Origin of the sequence: Nonomuraea sp. GTA35, assembly GCF_041950525.1 — a bacterium.
In the GTDB taxonomy this organism is placed as follows: domain Bacteria; phylum Actinomycetota; class Actinomycetes; order Streptosporangiales; family Streptosporangiaceae; genus Nonomuraea.
The window spans coordinates 83460-100746 of record NZ_JBGNUV010000005.1 but is presented as its reverse complement, the minus strand read 5'-3'; the positions used below and the strand labels follow the sequence as shown (position 1 = coordinate 100746).

Here is a 17287-nt window from a genome sequence, read left to right as displayed (position 1 = left end):
CCTCCTGGGCCGGATGGCCCCAAGGTAGGCAGGTACATTACGGCTGTCAATAGAATGCCTAATATCCGGAGACAAGCTGTTATGCGGCCTCAATCGGTGATTCTCACCTTCCTTGGAGACCACGTATACGGCCGCGGAATCTGCGTTTCCTCGCGGAGTTTCATCGAGGCCTTCGGCAAGGTGGGGATCTCGGAGGAGGCCACCCGCTCGACGCTGACCCGGATGGTGCGCCGCGGGCTGCTGCGCCGGCAGCGCTCGGGCCGGCGCATGTACTTCGGCCTCACCCCGGCCAGCACCGAGGTGCTCAAGGACGGCGAGCGGCGCATCTGGCACAGCGGCGTGGTCAACGACGCCGACGACGACAGGTGGACGCTGATCGGCTTCTCGCTGCCCGAGTCGTGGCAGCGCCAGCGGCACGAGCTGCGCTCGCGGCTGGTCTGGGCCGGGTTCGGGCCGTTGCAGAACGGGTTGTGGATCGCTCCGGGCGACGTGGACGCCACGGGCGTGATCGAGGACCTGGGCGCGAACGTCAAGGTCTTCGCCGCCGAGCCGCGCCGGCCCACCGACATGCAGGCCCTGGTCGGCGAGGCCTACGACCTGTCCGGCCTGGGCGAGCGGTACCGGGCGTTCCTGCGCCGCTGGGACCGGGCCGACCCGGCCCCGGAGGCCCCCGACGACCTGGCGCGCTCGCTGATGCTGCTCACCGGCTGGCTGCAGATCATCAGGACCGACCCGCGGCTGCCGCTGCGGTACCTGCCGGGCGACTGGCCCGCGGAGAAGGCGCAGCGGGTCTGCCACACGCTGCACGAGCGGTTCGCGCCGGAGGCGGGGCGGATCGTGGCGGGGTTGCTCGACACCGTTCCCGAGGAAAGTTCGGCAGAACGGTGACAGCCATCGCATAGTGGCCTAATTTGGGTCCGGGAGTCGCCGATGCGTAATCAGGGGATTGGCTCGTGGCCGGCACGCAGGGCACGCATGACGCCCGACAGGGTCGCGCTGTCGTACAAGGACCGTCACTACACCTACCGTGACCTGCGAGAACGTGTGAACAGGCTGGCCCGCGCGCTCGGCGTGCGGCGCGGCGACCGGGTCGCCTTCCTCGGGGCCAACCAGCCCGCCCTGGTGGAGACGCTCTTCGCGGCGGGGCTGCTGGGCGCCGTGTTCGTGCCGCTCAACACGCGGCTGGCCGGGCCGGAGCTGCGCTTCATCCTGGAGGACGCCGAGCCGGCGCTGCTCGTGCTGGGCGAGGAGCGGGACGGCGAGGGGCTGCCGGGCCGCCACCTGCGGGCCGCCGACTACGAGGCCCTGCTCGCGTCCGGCTCGCCCGAGCCGGTCGACGAGCCCGTGAGCCAGGACGACGTGTGCCTGATCATGTACACCTCCGGCACCACGGGCAGGCCCAAGGGCGCCATGCTCACCCACGCCAACCTCACCTGGAACACGGTCAACCTGCTCGTGGACGTGCCGCTGGCGCACGACGAGGTGGCGCTGATCGGCGCGCCCCTGTTCCACATCGCGGCGATGGGCCAGGCGCTGATCCCGACCGTGCTCAAGGGCGGGCGGGCCATCCTGGAGCCGTCGTTCGACGTGGCGCGGGCGTTCGACCTGATCGAGCGCGAGCGGGTGACGCTGATCGCCGGCGTGCCGACGATGTTCCAGTTCCTCGCGCAGTCGCCGCGCTGGGCGGAGGCCGACCTGTCGAGCCTGCGGCACCTGCTGTGCGGGGGAGCGCCGGTGCCCGAGCCGCTGATCCAGGCCTACCAGGAGCGCGGGCTGGCGTTCATGCAGGGGTACGGCATGACGGAGACCGCGCCGGGAGCGCTGTTCCTCGGGGCCGACCGCTCCGCCGCCAAGGCGGGCACGGCCGGGGTGCCGTGCTTCTTCTCCGACGTGCGGCTGGTCGCGCCCGGCGGCTCGCCCGCCGCCCCCGGCGAGCCCGGCGAGCTGTACGTGCAGGGCCCCAACGTGATGCCCGGCTACTGGCGGCGCCCGGAGGAGAGCGCCGAGGTCCTGTCGGCGGACGGCTGGTTCCGCTCGGGGGACATGGGCGTCGCGGACGAGGACGGGTACGTGCGCATCTCCGACCGCGTCAAGGACATGATCATCTCTGGTGGCGAGAACATCTATCCCGCCGAGGTGGAGAGCGCCCTGTACGAGCACGCCGCGGTCGCCGAGTGCGCGGTGATCGGCGTGCCGGACGAGAAGTGGGGCGAGGTGGGCAAGGCCCTGGTGGTGCTCAGGCCCGGTGCGACGGCGGCGTCCGATGGGCTGGCCGACGAGCTGCTGAAGCACCTCGACGGCCGCCTGGCCCGCTTCAAAGTCCCGAAATATCTGGAATTCGTGGCCGAACTGCCTAAGAACGCGGCGGGCAAGCTCCTCAAGGCCCCGCTGAGAAGGCTCTACGGAGAAGGATGATCCATGATGCGTACCTCACCGCCCTTCCGCGCCGACCACGTCGGCAGCCTGCTCCGCCCCGCCGAGCTGCTGCGCGCCCGCCAGACCCTCACCGGTGACGCCCTGCGCGAGGCCGAGGACGCGGCGATCAGGGACGTGGTACGCAAACAGCGCGACGCGGGCTTGCAGAGCGCCACGGACGGCGAGTTCCGCCGGGCGTCCTGGCACATGGACTTCATCTACCGGCTCGAAGGCATCGGCCAGGCCGCCGACGAGCACATCACGGTGCGCTTCCACAACCAGAAGGGGGACCTCGAGTACACCCCCGCGGCGCTGCGCGTGCACGACCGGATCCGGCTGAGCGAGCCGATCTTCGCCGACGACTTCTCGTTCCTGCGCGAGAGCGCCCCGGAAGGGGTCACGCCCAAGCTGACCATCCCCTCGCCCAGCATGGTGCACTACCGGGGCGGGCCCGCCGCGATCGATCCTCAGGTGTATCCGGACGTGGAGGAGTTCTGGCGGGACCTGAGCGCGGCCTACGCCGAGCAGGTGCGCAGGATCGGCGCGCTGGGGTGCACGTACCTGCAGTTCGACGACACCAGCCTGGCCTACCTGAACGACCCGTCGCAGCGGGCCGAGCTGTCCGAACGCGGCGACGACGCCGACCACCTGCACCTGCGCTACATCAAGCAGATCAACGCCGCGCTCGCGGCCAAGCCCGCCGGCATGACGATCACCACGCACATGTGCCGGGGCAACTTCCGCTCTTCCTGGGTCGCCTCGGGCGGCTACGACTTCGTCGCCGAGGCCCTGTTCAACGAGCTGAACGTGGACGGGTTCTTCCTGGAGTTCGACGACGAGCGGTCGGGCGGCTTCGAGCCGCTGCGGTTCGTGCCGCCGGGGAAGATGGTGGTGCTCGGGCTGGTGACGACCAAGCGGGGGGAGCTGGAGTCGAAGGACGCGCTCAAGCGGCGCATCGACGAGGCGGCCAAGTTCGTCGACCTGGACCAGCTCTGCCTGTCGCCGCAGTGCGGCTTCTCCTCGACGGTGGAGGGGAACGAGCTGACGGAGGAGCAGCAGTTCGCCAAGATCCGGCTGATCGTGGAGACGGCGCGGGAGGTGTGGGGCTGATTCACAGGTGGCGGTCGAGGAACCCCCGGACGGTCTCGATGAGGCGCTGCCGGTGGTCCGACAGGGCGTGGTCGGTGTGCCACTCGTGATGCTCGGCCCCCGGGTACGCCGTCACCAGCGGCCGATGGTGCACGGCCGCCGGGGTCACCGGGTCGTCGGAGGTGCCGATCAGCAGGACCGGCCGTTCGGCCAGCCGGGGCGCCAGGCCGGCCAGGCTCCATCGCTCGCCCGCCCGTTCCATCTCCGCGACCAGCGCCTCGCCGCTCGTCCCGCGCAGGGGCAGCAGGTCCTCCCCGAACGCCTCGACGTAGCGGGCACGTGACTCCGGATCGAGGGAGCGGGCCACCGTACCGAAGTCGAAGGCCGAGACCGAGACGACGGCGGCGACGGACGGGTCGGCGGCGGCGGTCATCAGCGCGGCGAACCCGCCGGCGCTGTGCCCGAACAGCGCCAGCCGCCCCGGATCGAGCCGGTGCGCCGAGGCGAACGGCTCGGCGCGCACGGCGCGGGCCACGGTGGCGGCGTCCTCCAGCACGTTCGCCCAGGACCAGGTGCCCTCCATGCCCCAGGAGCCGCGGTAGTGGAAGACGATGGCGGCGTAGCCGGCCGATCGCAGCGCCTGGGCCAGGTCCAGGCTGCGCTCGTTGCCGGGGAAGCCCTGCAGGAGCAGCACGACGGGGTGCGGCCCCGGCCCGGCCGGCAGGTGCAGCAGCCCGGCGAGGGTCACGCCGCCGCTCTCGAACGTCACGGCGGGGGTGGCGGCTCGCATGATGTTCCTCCCTAGATCGAACCGATCGGTACGATAGCAGGAATCGAACCGATGAGTACCATCTAGGGGTGCCTGTACCGAAGGGAAGCACCCTGGACCCCGGGCGGACCCGGGCCGCGATCATCGAGACGGCCATGCCGCTCCTGTACGAGCGGGGGCTCGACGGTGTCGGCGTGGCCGAGCTGTGCGCCGCCATGGGCGTGTCGAAGGAGACGCTCTACCGGCACTTCGGCTCCAAGGAGGGCCTGATCGAGGCGGTGCTGGAGGCCCGCAGCGAACGCGTGACGCGGTGGCTGCGCGCGGCCGTGGAGTCGGCGGGCGAGGAGCCTGCCGACCAGCTCGGCGCCGTGTTCGACGCGCTGGCGCAGTGGCACGGCGAGCCCGGGTTCCGCGGGTGCGCGCTGCTCAACGCCGCCGCCCAGCATCACGGGGCGCCCGAGCTGGACATGGCGGGCCGTCACCTCGAACGCCGGCTGGGCCTGCTCGCCGGGATCGCCACCAGGGCGGGGGCGGCCGATCCGGGGGCGCTGGCCCGCCAGTGGCTCGTCCTGGTCACCGGCTGCACCGTCGTCGCCGACCAGCACCCGGGCACGCCCGGCGCCGCGCGGCTGGCCCGCGAGGCCGCGCTCACCCTGCTGGCGGCGGCCCGGTCCCGCGCTTGACCGGTGCTTGCCCGGGGCTTGACCGGGGCGCGGGCCGGCACGTGGCGGTACTCAGAGCGTGACGACGGAGGCCGTGTGGCGGGCGCGTTCGGCGGCCCAGACCACGCGGTGCGTCATCAGGCTCTGCGCCGCGTCCGACCGCAGCAGCGAGGCGTCGCCCGAGGCTACGGCGGCGAGGAAGGCGTCCGTCAGCCCCTCGTCGCCGCCCCCGTGCCCGTCCGCCGCCGACGGCCCCGCCAGGTCCTGCGTGTGCACGATCTCCTCGGCGCCCGTACGGAAGTCCACCACGCGCAGGCTCAGCCCGTCGCCGTCGATGTGGCCGTGGGTGCCGAACAGGCGGGTGCGGCGGTGCTCCATCGGGGTGAACGCGCTCATCGTGAACGAGCACGTCGCCCCGTCGTCGAACTCCATCATCACCTCCTGATGGTCGACCACGTCGTTGTCGCACGCGTACACGCACCGCCCGTACGGCCCGGTGCGCAGCGCGTCGAGCACCGCCTCCTCGGTGCGCCCCGGCGTGACCGCCGACAGTGGCCAGAACTCGCTGCCGGGATCCCCGAGGCACCCCAGGTAGAGCCGCGGCGCCGAGTACGGGCATGACGGCTCCAGCGGGCAGTCGAGGCACCGGTCGGCGGCCTCGGCCGGCCGTTCGGAAGCGCGGAAGTGCGACAGGGCGCCGAACGACGACACCCGGACGGGCGGCCGGCCGAACAGGTGCACCAGCCAGTCGATGTCGTGGCACGCCTTGGCCAGCAACATCGGCGCCGAGGTGTCCTGGCGGCGCCAGTGCCCGCGCACGAACGAGTGCGCCTGGTGCCACCATCCCACCGGCTCCAGGTGCTGCACGCTGACGAGCCGCCCGATCCGCCCCGAGTCCAGCAGCTCCTTCACCACCCGCGTGTACGGCGTGTACCGCAGCACGTGGCAGACCGCGAGCATGATGCCGTTGCGCTCGGCCGCATCGGCGATCATGACGGACTCCTCCTCGTCCGTCGCCATCGGCTTCTCCAGGAGAATGTGGTAACCGAGGTCCGCCAGCGTCACCGCGGGATCGGTGTGCAGCCGGTCGTGGGTGGCGATGATCGCCGCGTCCGCGAGCCGCCCGGCCGCCGCCAGCTCCTTCCAGTCGTCGTACGCCTGCTCCGGCCGGATCCCGAACTCCGCCGCGAACGCCGCCCGCCGCCCCGGGTCGGGCTCGGCCACCGCCACCACCCGCCCCGCGCCCGTGGCGTGCGCGTGGCGCGCGTAGGTCAGCCCTCGCAGGCCACCGCCGACGACGGCTAGAGTCACCTCAGTCATGGAACCTTCCCCGAAGAAATATCATGGAGACCATCATTATTCGGTCTGAGAAAGCGGACAGCAAGGGGTGCCGATGGCCGCGGAGATGAGCGGCGGCGACCTGTCGCGGCTTCGGCAGCTCAACGCGCTGGCCGTGATCAAGGTGCTCCAGGGCCGGCCGTCGCTCACGCTCACCGAGGTCGCCAAGCGCACCGGCCTGTCCAGGGCCTCCACCGAGGACGTGGTGCGCGAGCTGCTGCAGAAGGGCTGGGTGGCGGAGGCGGGCGCCACCGCGGGCGGCGTGGGCCGCCCGGCCAGGCGCTACCGGTTCAGGGCCGACGCGGGCCGGGTGCTCGGCGTCGACATCGGCGGGCACAAGATCCGCGCGGTGGTCGCCGACCTCGACGGCGTCGTGCTGTACGCCGCCCGCGTGACCGTCACGCCCGCGATGGGCAGGCTCGAACGGCTGGAGGCGGTGGACCGGGCGGTCGCGGAGTGCCTGGAGGGGGCCGGGCTGGCCGGCGGCGACGTGTGGGCCTCGGGCGTCGGCACGACCGGGCTGGTCGACGGAGCCGGCAAGGTGATGCTGTCGGAGGCGCTGCCCGAGTGGACCGGCGTGGACCTGGCCGCGCACGTGCGCCGCCTGGCCCCGGCCCCCGTGCTGGTCGAGAACGACAGCAAGCTCGCCGCGCTGGCCGAGTGCTGGCGCGGCGTGGCCCGCTACGCCAAGGACATGGTCTTCCTGCTGGCCGGGCTGCGGACCGGGGCGGGCCTGGTCATCGACGGCAAGCTGCACAAGGGCTTCGGCAACGCCTCCGGCGAGATCGGCGCGCTGCCGGTGCTCGGCTGGATCCGCGCCCAGGAGCACCTCGGCGGCGAGGCCGGCGACGTGTTCGCCGCCGCGCGGGAGGGCGACAAGGCCGCGCTGGCGGCCGTGCGCCGCTACGTCAAGGATCTGGCGCTCGGCGCGTCCGCGCTGGTCCTGACGCTGGACCCGCAGATGGTGGTGGTCGGCGGCGGCTTCTCGCGCTCGGCCGACGTGCTCATCGAGCCGCTCAGGCGGGAGCTGGACCGCTGGTGCATCCGCACCCCCGAGGTGCGCATGTCGGCGCTCGGCGACGAGGCCGTGGTGCTCGGCGCCGTCCGCCTCGCGCTCGACGACGTCGAGGAGCGCCTCCTCGACGGCCGGACCCCGCTCGCGAGCCGCCCGTGAGACATCTGTAACACGGCCACTCTTGCCAACAATTTTCCTGGACTCCATCATTACTCCCACGTTCTAGGAGAGGACCGGGAGATGTGGAAGTCGGCACGGAGCGGTGCGGCGCTCCTCTGCGTGGCACTGCTCGCCTCCGCGTGCGGCGGCGGTGAGCAGGCCGGCACGGACACGCAGCCTGAGAAGTGGGTGAAGCTGTCCTACGGCGTCTGGGACGCCACCCAGCAGGCGGTCATGCAGGAACTGGCCGCGGAGTTCACCAAGATCTACCCGAGCATCACCGTGGACGTCCAGCTCACCCCCTGGGTCGACTACTGGACGAAGATGAAGGCCGCGGTCAGCGGCGGCGCGGCGCCCGACGTCTTCTGGATGAACGGCCCCAACTTCCAGCTCTACGCCTCCAACGGCGTGATCAAGCCGATCGAGGAGCAGGTCGACACCTCGGTCTACCCCAAGGCCCTGGTGGACCTCTACACCTACGAGGGCAAGCTGTACGGCCTGCCGAAGGACATGGACACGGTCGGCGTCTGGTACAACAAGACGCTCTTCGACGCCGCCAAGGTGAAGTACCCGGCCGACGACTGGACCTGGGCGGACTTCAAGCAGGCCGCCGCCGGGCTCACCGACGCCAAGAAGGGCGTCTACGCCGTCGGCGCCCAGCTCACGAGCTTCCAGGAGTACCAGTACAACACGATCTACCAGGCCGGCGGCCACGTGATCTCCCCGGACGGCAAGCAGTCCGGCTACGCCGACCCCAAGACGATCGCGGGCCTGAAGTTCTGGACCGACCTCATCGCCGCCAAGCAGTCGCCCGACCTCAAGACCATGACCGACACCACCCCGCTCCAGCTCTTCGAGGCCGGCAAGCTGGCGATGTACTGGGGCGGGTCCTGGAACGTGGCCGAGTTCGGCAAGAACGACTACACCAAGGACAAGGTGGACGTGGCTCCGCTGCCCAAGGGCGAGAAGCAGGCCACGATCATCCACGGCGTCGCCAACGTGGTCTCGGCCAAGACCGAGCACCCGGCGCAGGCGTGGGCGTTCGTCAAGTTCCTCGGCTCGAAGCAGGCCGCCGACCTCCTCGGCAAGAAGGGCCCGATCCCGGCCTACAACGGCACCCAGCAGGACTGGGTGAAGGCCCACCCCGAGTGGAAGCTGCAGACGTTCCTGGACGCGGTCGCGTACGCGGTGCCGTACCCCGTCTCCAAGAACACCGCCGCCTGGCAGGAGGCCGAGCTCACCCACCTCACCAAGGCGTGGACGGGTGAGGTGCCGGTCGAGAAGGCCGCCGCGGACCTCGCGACGGCGATGAACGACCTGCTGGCCAAGGAATGACACGCAGGAAACACGTGGCGAGCCGCAAACCCTGGACCGAGGCCCTGTGGGGGTACGCGTTCATCGCCCCCACCGGGCTCGGCCTGGCGATCTTCTACCTGTGGCCCGTCCTGCAGACCGCCTACTTCTCCTTCACCGAGTGGGGCGCGTTCGGCGGGCACACCTGGACGGGCCTGGAGAACTACACCCGCCTGTTCGGCGACCCCGAGGTGGGCCAGGCGGTGCTCAACACGCTCACCTACACCGTGCTGGGCCTGCTCGGCATCCCGCTGGCCATCGTGTTCGCCGCGCTGCTCAACCGGCCGGGGCTGGGCGGCGTGACCCTGTACCGCACCGCGTTCTTCCTGCCCGTGGTGACCATGCCGGTCGCGGTGGCGATGCTCTGGCGCTGGCTCTACAACGGCGACTACGGCCTGATCAACCAGGTGCTCTCGCTCGCCGGCATCGACGGCCCCAACTGGATCGCCGACCCGGCCACCGCCCTGTACGCGCTGATCGTGGTGGGCGTCTGGAGCAGCGTCGGCTACAACCTGATCATCTTCCTGGCCGGCATGCAGGCCATCCCCAAGGAGCTGTACGAGGCGGCGGCCATGGACGGCGCCGGCCGCGTCCGCCAGTTCTTCAGGATCACGCTGCCGATGCTGTCGCCGACCGCGTTCTTCATCTCGATCGTCTCGGTGATCGGCTCGCTGCAACTGTTCGACCTGGTCTTCGTGATGACCGGGTCCGGGCAGGCGGCGCGGGCCAACCCGGCGTACTCGCGGCTGCAGACCGTCGTGCAGCTCTTCTACGAGCGGGCCTTCGTCACCAACGACCGCGGCTACGCCGCCGCCATCGTGATGGCGCTGCTCGTGCTCATCGCGGTGCTGACGATCCTGCAGTTCAGGCTCCAGCGGAGGTGGGTGCACTATGTCTGAGCGACGCCCGCTGGGCGTGCACGCGGTGCTGATCATCTCGTCGCTGCTGATGGTGGCGCCGTTCGCCTGGCAGATCATCACCTCGCTCAAGACGCTCAGCAGCGCCACCGCCGTGCCGCCGACGTTCCTGCCCGAGGGGCTCTGGGACAACTACGCGAAGGTCTTCGACCTGCTGCCGTTCGGCGAGCAGTTCCTCAACACCGTGGTGATAGCCGCGGGGCGGGTGGCCGGGCAGGTGCTGTTCTGCTCGATGGCCGCCTACGCCTTCGCCCGGCTCCGCTTCCCCGGCAGGAACCTGCTGTTCGGCCTGTTCCTGTCGGTGCTCATGGTGCCGCCGCAGCTCTTCGTGATCCCGCAGTACCAGATCATGTCCGCGCTGGGCTGGCTGAACAGCCTTCAGGCGATCATCGTGCCGGGGCTGTTCAGCGCGTTCGGGGTGTTCCTGCTGCGGCAGTTCTTCCTGGGCCTGCCGCGCGAGATCGAGGAGGCGGCGCGGCTCGACGGCGCGGGGCCGTGGCGGATCTACTGGTCGATCATGCTGCCGCTGGCCCGGCCGGGGCTGGTCGCGCTGGCCGTCCTCACGCTGCTGTGGGCGTGGAACGACCTCTTCTGGCCTCTGGTGGTCAACACCGACCCCGAGAAGATGACGCTGTCGGCCGGGCTGGCCTCGCTCCAGGGCCAGTACCAGACCGACTACCCCGTCCTGATGGCCGGCTCGCTGATCGCCTCGCTGCCGGTGATCGCGGTGTTCGTCTTCCTGCAGCGGCAGTTCATCCAGGGCATCGCCCACACCGGGACGAAGGGTTGAGTCCGGCGAGAGCTGCGCCTCTCGCCGGGCCCACGTTCGCTACTTGATGACGATGGTGGTGAGCGCCCGCGGCTGGAGCGTCACCGTGCGGCCCGTCACGGCGGACGGGGTGAGGTCGTTGGTGTTGTCGGTGACGTACGCGGTCGCCCGCCCGTGCACGCCCTTCCACGTGACCGGCGCGGTGCCGGTGTTCAGCGCCACGATCACGCGCGAGCCGTCGGCGTTGCGGAACGCCGAGACCTTCAGCGCCGGATCGGCCGCGCTCGCCTCCACCCGGACCGCGCCGGGCCGGATGAACCTGCTGTACGCCGCCAGCGCCCACAGCCGCTTCGACACGTGGTACTCCCTGGCCACCTCGTCGAGCTGGAGCAGCGCCCTGGTCGCGCCGCGCGAGCCGCCCAGCCAGTAGACGTAGGCGCTGACGTCGCCCAGCGTGAGCGCGTCGTGCACGGCCTGCGCGATCGTGAAGCCGTCGTAGCCGCTGCCGTCGTCCCAGGCCTCGTTCCAGGTGTTGCCGTTGGGGTTCCACTCCGACATCCAGGTCTTCCTGTCCGTCGGGAGCGGGCCGTCCACGGGGCTGGCGTAGGTGTGGCCGGTGTGCGTCTTGACCCAGCGCCGGGCCTCGGGGTCGGCCTCGATCGCCGCCGTGTACGCCTTGGCCTCGTTCCAGCCGAACGAGTCGCAGCAGACCAGCCTGGTGTTCCTGGCGATCGGCCCGAGCACCTTGACGAACTCGGCGGCCTGCTCGGGGGTGAAGCGCATCGAGGCGTACGTGGCCGTCCAGTCGGGCTCGTTGGTGAACCCGAGATCGGTGATCCTGATGCCTTCCCTGGCGTAGAACTTGGTGTAGGCGACCAGGTAGTTCGCGTACGCGCGCTGCCACTCGGGCAGGAGCGTGCCGCCGTTCTTGTCGTCGCCGTTGTCCTTCATGTAGCCGGGGGCGCTCCAGGCGTCGGCGAAGAAGCGCTTGACCCCGTACCGCTGGGCCTCCTTGGCCACCCAGACCTGGCTGTTGTCGTCGCCGTCCCAGACGTACTTCGGCGGGGCGTCAGGGCCGCCGGGGTTCTCGGGCTGGATCGACACCATGTGGTCGTACGGGCTGCCGGCGGGGGAGGAGCCGATGCCGAGCCGCAGGATGCTGAGCCCGGCCCCCTTGTTCCGGTCGAACCACAGGTCGAGGACCTCCCGCTGCTTGTCCGCCGGCAGGGCCTCGAGCAGCTCGTTGCGCCGGAACGCCTGGGAGATGCCGAAACCGTCGATCTCCTGGTGGCGGACGCGCTCGTTCACGGTGATGGCCGGGGGATCGGCGGGATGTGCCGGCTGCACCGCGGGCAGGCCCAGCAGGCTGATCGCGACGAGTCCTCGCAACATGGCGCCTCCGAAAATTTCGGATACGTGACGATATATTTCGTCGATCGCCGGAACCGTAAGCGTCCGGAGGCGTTCCCGTCAACCATGATTCGTCAGGCCATGGCCCATCGGGCACGATCGCCCCCGGAGCCCGGGGCGGTCGTGGCCGGGGCGTCACTACGGGACGGACTCGGCGCGTTCCTTGATGGTCAGCATCTGCCGGCGCACGGTGAGGAAGTCGCCGACGTCCTGCATCGCGAGGTACGTCGTGCCGCGCAGGCCCGGCTGCGCGCGGATGCGGACCCGGAAGATCATCCGTGTCCTGCCGTCCTCCAGGTCGCGCAGCGAGACGGAGCACGTGGTGGTGGCGTCGGCGCTCCGCATGGCCAGCACCAGGGTCTGCGGCGGGTCGATCTGCTCCACCACGAACCCGGAGCCGGCGGACCCGCCCTGCAGCACGTCACCGACCTTCAGCCCCTGTCGCTCCTCCTGGGCGGGTGGCTCCTCGTGCCCGCTCGTCGCGGGGCGGGGAGGGGAGTCGGGCTGGTAGCCGCCGAGCCGGACCAGCCAGGCCCAGACGGTGGCCGGGGACGCCTCGACGGTGATCGCCCTGGTGGCCTGGTACTGCGGCTGCCTGACGAGGTCGTCGCCCGGCATGTCCGCGTGGACCTCGCGGTCGTCGGCACCCCAGCGCAGGTGCCACGGGCGGACGGCGAGCAGGTAACCCGCCGCCGTGCCGGCCGCCAGCCTGAACAGAGAGCGCGGCATGAACATGCGTACTCCTTCGTTTCGCCGGTGGGGACGTTCGATCAGCGACCCGTGACCATGGGCCGATCGTGCGGCATTGCGCTATTTCGCCGACTCAACCATATTTTCCGGTCACGTGAAATGGCGGAGATCAGATCTGACCGGGCTTCCAGAGCGTGAGACCGTACGTTTCCGCGATGGGGCGCCACGCCGCCGCGAAACGCGTTTTCGCCTTCTGCGCCGCCTCCGACCTGTCCAGGCCGCGCCGGTAGTCACGGTCGCCCTCGACCGGCTCCGCGCAGCCCGACTCCACCTGCCGACCGGCCCAGGCCAGGAACGCGACGTCCGCGTCGTGGGAGGCGTCGAGCGCCTCGACCAGGGCGTCCTTGAGACCGGCCCCGCCCTTCAGCGCGCCCACGGAGAGCGCCTGGGCGGTGGCGAGCTGGTCGCGGCGGCTGACGGTGATCTCGCGGATGGCCTCCACGGCGTCGCGGTCGCACCGGGTGGCGCCGGCGATGGCGTCGGGCAGGCTGGAGCGGGCGTCGCTGCTGCCCGCCAGCAACTCCTCGATCGCCTCGGCCTGCTGCCTGGCCGCCCGCCCCGAGGCGCTGCCGGTCGCCGGCGTGGGCGAGGCCGCGCCGTCGCCGGTCTCCCCGGCCTCGGGCTCGTCCGGGCCGGTCTCCGGGCCGGTCTCCGGGCCGGTCTCCGAGCCTGTCTTCGGGCCGGTCTCCGGATCGGTCTCCGAGCCTGTCTTCGGGCCTGTCTTCGGGCCGGTCTCCGGGCTGCTGGGGGCGACGCCCTGGCCCGCGCCGGTGTTCTGGATCGGCTGCGAGGGGTTGGCGGTCACGATCCACCAGGTCAGGACGAAGGCGAGGATGGCCACGGCCAGGCTGATCAGCACCGGGGCACGCCGCCAGGCCGGTGGACCCCGCCGCAGCCGCGCGGGCTCCGGGCCGGGGGTCCAGGAGGCGGCGGGCTGTTCCTGGGGGTCTTGCTGGGCGCGGCATCGCGGACACTGGGCCAGGGTGCCGACGTGTGATCCGCAGCGCCGGCAGAAGCGGTTCGAACCCGGTTCGTATGCCAAAGCACCTCCCGGAATATCCCAAGAAAATGGGGCAAAATGCTGTTTGCCCGACTCGTGGATAGTTCCTCGCTTTTCCGGTCAGGACGAGCGTATTTGAAATAACGCGCGCCCGGCGCGCTCGTCACTCAAATGCTCTCGCAGGGCACGGAAATGGCGGGCCGCCCGGCGCCGGCCGGCCTGCCCGGCCCCGGGCGGCCCGCCACGGACGCCTCAGCGGCCGAAGCAGATCGTGCGGCCCGCCTTCACCCGGTCCGCCTTGTACATCACCTGGTCGATCGTCGCCCCCTCGCCGTCCACCAGGACGATCGTGTCCCCCTGGTTGCCGAGCCGCACCGCCGAGTCGAGCTTCACCCGCAGGGCGGCGCCACCCTCGATGGTGCCGGTCAGGGCCTTGCGGCCGCCGCCGGCGTCCGTCAGGGCCCAGCCGCTCAGATCGCACGTGCCGGGCGTGAGGTTCATGAGCGTGACGGTCTCGTTGCCGCGGTCGGCGCCCGCCGGGTCGGGCAGGGCGGCCACGATGACCACGTCCCCGGCGGCGACGAGCGGCGGCTTCACCGGGGCGCCCGGCGGCGCGGGGTCCGGGCTGATGATGAAGTCCTCGGGCCACATCGTGAGTTGGATCTGCTGCCCCGACCCCCTGACCACGTCGTGCAGGTTGCCGCGTTCGAGCCGGGGGATCAGGAACAGCTCGTCGTCCCGGTTCACCGGGTCCGCGCGCAGCCAGGCGTCGAAGCCGTCGAAGTCGGTGAACCCCGCCGCGAGGTACGGCACGATGCGCCGGAACAGCTTCGGCCAGACCACCAGCCGCTCCAGCCCGCTCAGATCCCGTACGGTGGCCGCGCCGTTGGGGTCGGCGGTCGAGCGGGGCCAGATGCCGATGGCCTTGCGCCGGGCCGCCTGCGACACCTCCGCCAGATGCGTGCGCAGCTCGGCGGGCAGCGTGGCGTAGAAGGCCGGGTAGACCAGCCCGGCGGCCAGCAGTTGCGCGTTGACGGAACGGTCCACCAGCGGCCCGTCGACGAACACGGTGGTCCCGTCCGCCCCCTGGTGGTCCCCCGCGTAGCCGAACGCGATCAGCCGGCCGTTGCCGTCGATGCCGTTGGTGAGCACGTGGCCGCGGATGGAGTCCTGGTCGGCCGAGCGCACCCTGTTCGGCAGGTCCTCCCAGAAGCGCACGTTCGTGAAGCCGAGCAGGCGCAGCAGCTCGTCACGGGCCGCGTTCGCCCCTTCGAGCTCCTGGTGGGTCTCGGCGAAGTGCGTTTCCAGCGCGTCGACGGCCTCCAGCCGTACGGAGATGCCGCGGGCGTTGATGTTCGGCGGCCGGCCGGAGCGCCGCGGCAGCGCCTCGACCAGGGCGGGCGAGTCGGGCAGGAACTTGACGGTGTCGCCGTCCGGTTCGGGGCCCTGGCGCGGCAGATCCGGATACCGGATCACGAAGCTGCCGCGTAACAGTGTGTAGCTCATGGAGTCCCCCCATGCGAGCTGGTGATGGTCCCCCGACGGGTAGCCAGCGGAGCGTAACTCGCATAAGGGGCAGCGTCCATGTAGTGCGGCAAAGCGGTCAGCGGTACACGGCGACGGCCGCCTCGGCGACCAGCGTGTCCACGATCTCCACCAGCTCGGCGACGGGCGGTCCCGCCGCCGCCGCGATCTCGCGCAGCCGGGCGACCAGCCGGTTCCCCGGCTGGTCGAGGTAGAGCTCCGACTCCAGCCGCAGCACCGCCACCAGCCCGCACAGCCCGGCGCAGCGCGCGTCGGGCGGCTTCCAGCCCTCGACCGCCGAGCGCACCCCCGAGGAGGCCCGCACGACCGAGGCGATGTCGGCGAGCTCGTAACGCGTGTACGGCAGCACGCCCATGCGCCGCTTGCTCACCCGGACGAGCACCCCCGAGTCGAGCAGGCCCACGCGGGTGCGGTCGTAGACGCCGTCCGCCGCCGCCCGCTTGAGTTCCGACCTGGGGTCGGCCGGTGCTTGCCGGCCCGAGAGCAGCAGATCGAGCAGGGCGGCGCCGGCCAGCCCGAGTGCCAGCGACGACTGGTGGATGAGCAGCCTGCCGGCCTGATCGTGGGCGATCAGGTACAGGTCGTGGTGGAGCGGCAGCCGGTCCATCAGTCGGGGACGCTCCGCTTCAGGCGTTCGGGCCCGTCGGACATGCCTTGCAGCGCCGGGGGGCGGCCGAGAGCGTACAGGGTGATCAGCACCAGGACGCCGAGGCCGAGCCAGACCAGGCCGAGCACCTGGGCGAGCACGTTCGCGTTGATCACGACGAAGACCAGGATCCCGGCCCCGGCCAGCGGCGCGACCAGATGCGACCACACCTTGTCCGAGCCGTTGCGGAGCGAGTAGTGCACGATCACCGACACGTGCAGCACGATGAACGCCACCATGGCGCCGATGTTGATCAGGCTGGACAGCAGGGCGACGCCGTCCTCGCGGGTGGACATCCAGATGCCGACGCCGATCGAGAGCAGGCTGACGAGCATGATGGCGTTGGCCGGCACGGAGTGCCTGACCGACACCTTGGCCAGGAACGACGGCAGTTGCCTGTCGCGCGCCATCGCGTACAGCAGCCGCGAGACCGCCACCTGCGCGACCATCGTGTTGGCCAGCCCCCACGACAGCGCGGTGGCGAACGAGGTGACGTGCCTGAGCCATTCACCGCCGGCCACGGCGGCCGCGTCGTAGAAGGCCGTGTCGCTGGGCTGGTTCAGCAGCCCTCCCGGGTCGGGCACGAGCAGCGCGGCGACCCAGACCTGCACGATGAACAGCACGCCCGCCAGCAGCAGCGCCACCCGCATGGCCCTGCCCACCTGGGCCGAGCCGCCGGTGGACTCCTCCACCAGCATGCTGATCCCGTCGAAGCCGAGGAAGGACAGGACGGCCACCGAAACCGCCGCGAACACCACCGGCCAGGAGAAGGAGTCCGCGTTGAACAGCGGGGAGAGGCTGAAGCCGTTGCCCCTGCCCTGGAGCAGCGCCCAGAGACCGATCAGGAGGAACAGCGCCAGCACCACCAGCTCGAACACGATCATGATCCGGGTGAGCTTGACCGTCATCCGGATGCCGCGCAGGTTGATCACCGTGTTGACGGCCACGAAGATGAGCAGCCAGACCCAGACGGGCACGTCCGGCACGCTCGCGTTCATGGCCACGGACGCCACGAGGTAGAGCAGGCAGGGGACGAGGATGTAGTCCAGCAGGATCATCCATCCGGTCATGAACCCGACCGGCGGGGCGATGCCGCGCCCGGCGTAGTTGTAGACCGAGCCCGACAGGGGGAACGCCTTGACCATCTGCGCGTAGGACGCGGCGGTGAACAGCAGTGCGATCATCCCGACGAGGTACGCCAGGACCGGCATGCCGCCGGACTCCGCATAGACGGTGCCGAAGATCGCGAAGGGTGCGATGGGCACCATGAACGCCAGGCCGTAGAACACGAGGTCGGTCAGCCCGACCCCGCGACGTAACTCCTGCCGGTAACCGAACTGCTCAATGTTCTGTTGTGTGCGCACGACAGGCCTCTCCAGTCGTCATGCAAGGGGCGGGGGGTTCGATTCCGAGATCCTTTCGCAGCCCGGGGCCGCCTCGCAAGAGCGCC

The 17287-nt window shown here is 70.9% G+C and carries 16 protein-coding genes; 8 read left to right on the top strand and 8 right to left on the bottom strand.

Going from position 1 to position 17287, the window contains the following annotated elements:
* Positions 1-54: 54 nt before the first annotated feature.
* The 3 genes from ACBJ32_RS23705 to ACBJ32_RS23695 all read left to right on the top strand — a co-directional run bounded on the left by ACBJ32_RS23705 (position 55) and on the right by ACBJ32_RS23695 (position 3525).
* On the top strand, positions 55-888 hold the full coding sequence (locus ACBJ32_RS23705) for a PaaX family transcriptional regulator C-terminal domain-containing protein (protein WP_375128547.1): 834 nt from the start codon (positions 55-57) through the stop codon (positions 886-888).
* An 87-nt stretch (positions 889-975) separates the two neighbouring features.
* Positions 976-2415, top strand: coding sequence for a long-chain fatty acid--CoA ligase (locus ACBJ32_RS23700; RefSeq protein ID WP_375128546.1), 1440 nt, complete (start codon positions 976-978; stop codon positions 2413-2415).
* A gap of 3 nt (positions 2416-2418) precedes the next feature.
* The gene (locus ACBJ32_RS23695) at positions 2419-3525 is read left to right on the top strand and encodes a 5-methyltetrahydropteroyltriglutamate--homocysteine S-methyltransferase (RefSeq protein WP_357871103.1); all 1107 of its coding nucleotides are present in this window, start codon (positions 2419-2421) and stop codon (positions 3523-3525) included.
* Position 3526: 1 nt separating this feature from the next.
* Here the strand turns inward: ACBJ32_RS23695 and ACBJ32_RS23690 are convergent, their stop codons facing one another.
* Positions 3527-4294, bottom strand: coding sequence for an alpha/beta hydrolase family protein (locus ACBJ32_RS23690; protein ID WP_375128545.1), 768 nt, complete (start codon positions 4292-4294; stop codon positions 3527-3529).
* Positions 4295-4362: 68 nt separating this feature from the next.
* On the opposite strand from ACBJ32_RS23690, the gene ACBJ32_RS23685 reads away from it, so the two are divergent.
* Positions 4363-4956, top strand: coding sequence for a TetR/AcrR family transcriptional regulator (locus ACBJ32_RS23685; protein ID WP_375128544.1), 594 nt, complete (start codon positions 4363-4365; stop codon positions 4954-4956).
* Positions 4957-5007: 51 nt separating this feature from the next.
* On the opposite strand, the gene ACBJ32_RS23680 is transcribed toward ACBJ32_RS23685, so the two are convergent.
* The gene (locus tag ACBJ32_RS23680; protein ID WP_375128543.1) at positions 5008-6255 is read right to left on the bottom strand and encodes a Gfo/Idh/MocA family protein; all 1248 of its coding nucleotides are present in this window, start codon (positions 6253-6255) and stop codon (positions 5008-5010) included.
* 73 nt (positions 6256-6328) lie between these two features.
* On the opposite strand from ACBJ32_RS23680, the gene ACBJ32_RS23675 reads away from it, so the two are divergent.
* The 4 genes from ACBJ32_RS23675 (at position 6329) to ACBJ32_RS23660 (ending at position 10507) form a co-directional block, all read left to right on the top strand.
* Positions 6329-7447: an ROK family transcriptional regulator gene (locus tag ACBJ32_RS23675; protein WP_375128542.1), complete on the top strand. Its 1119-nt coding sequence runs from the start codon at positions 6329-6331 to the stop codon at positions 7445-7447.
* Positions 7448-7528: 81 nt separating this feature from the next.
* Complete coding sequence (locus ACBJ32_RS23670) at positions 7529-8782, top strand: ABC transporter substrate-binding protein (protein WP_375128541.1); 1254 nt, start codon at positions 7529-7531, stop codon at positions 8780-8782.
* A gap of 14 nt (positions 8783-8796) precedes the next feature.
* Positions 8797-9699 carry a carbohydrate ABC transporter permease gene (locus ACBJ32_RS23665; protein ID WP_375128540.1) on the top strand — a complete coding sequence of 301 codons (903 nt, stop codon included), beginning with the start codon at positions 8797-8799 and terminating at the stop codon, positions 9697-9699.
* A complete protein-coding gene (locus ACBJ32_RS23660; RefSeq protein WP_375128539.1) occupies positions 9692-10507 on the top strand; it encodes a carbohydrate ABC transporter permease in 816 nt (271 codons plus the stop codon). The genes ACBJ32_RS23665 and ACBJ32_RS23660 overlap by 8 nt, the downstream gene beginning before the upstream one ends.
* A 39-nt stretch (positions 10508-10546) precedes the next feature.
* Here the strand turns inward: ACBJ32_RS23660 and ACBJ32_RS23655 are convergent, their stop codons facing one another.
* The 6 genes from ACBJ32_RS23655 to ACBJ32_RS23630 all read right to left on the bottom strand — a co-directional run bounded on the left by ACBJ32_RS23655 (position 10547) and on the right by ACBJ32_RS23630 (position 17201).
* Positions 10547-11878 carry a glycoside hydrolase gene (locus tag ACBJ32_RS23655; RefSeq protein WP_375128538.1) on the bottom strand — a complete coding sequence of 444 codons (1332 nt, stop codon included), beginning with the start codon at positions 11876-11878 and terminating at the stop codon, positions 10547-10549.
* A gap of 156 nt (positions 11879-12034) precedes the next feature.
* Positions 12035-12625 (bottom strand): SRPBCC family protein, encoded by a 591-nt coding sequence (locus ACBJ32_RS23650; RefSeq protein WP_375128537.1) that lies wholly within the window; start codon positions 12623-12625, stop codon positions 12035-12037.
* 130 nt (positions 12626-12755) lie between these two features.
* A complete protein-coding gene (locus ACBJ32_RS23645; protein WP_375128536.1) occupies positions 12756-13505 on the bottom strand; it encodes a hypothetical protein in 750 nt (249 codons plus the stop codon).
* A gap of 393 nt (positions 13506-13898) precedes the next feature.
* The gene (locus ACBJ32_RS23640) at positions 13899-15152 is read right to left on the bottom strand and encodes a lamin tail domain-containing protein (RefSeq protein WP_375128535.1); all 1254 of its coding nucleotides are present in this window, start codon (positions 15150-15152) and stop codon (positions 13899-13901) included.
* A 97-nt stretch (positions 15153-15249) separates the two neighbouring features.
* A complete protein-coding gene (locus ACBJ32_RS23635) occupies positions 15250-15798 on the bottom strand; it encodes a GPP34 family phosphoprotein (protein ID WP_375128534.1) in 549 nt (182 codons plus the stop codon).
* Complete coding sequence (locus tag ACBJ32_RS23630; RefSeq protein ID WP_375128533.1) at positions 15798-17201, bottom strand: APC family permease; 1404 nt, start codon at positions 17199-17201, stop codon at positions 15798-15800. The genes ACBJ32_RS23635 and ACBJ32_RS23630 overlap by 1 nt, the downstream gene beginning before the upstream one ends.
* Between the last annotated feature and the right edge of the window lie 86 nt (positions 17202-17287).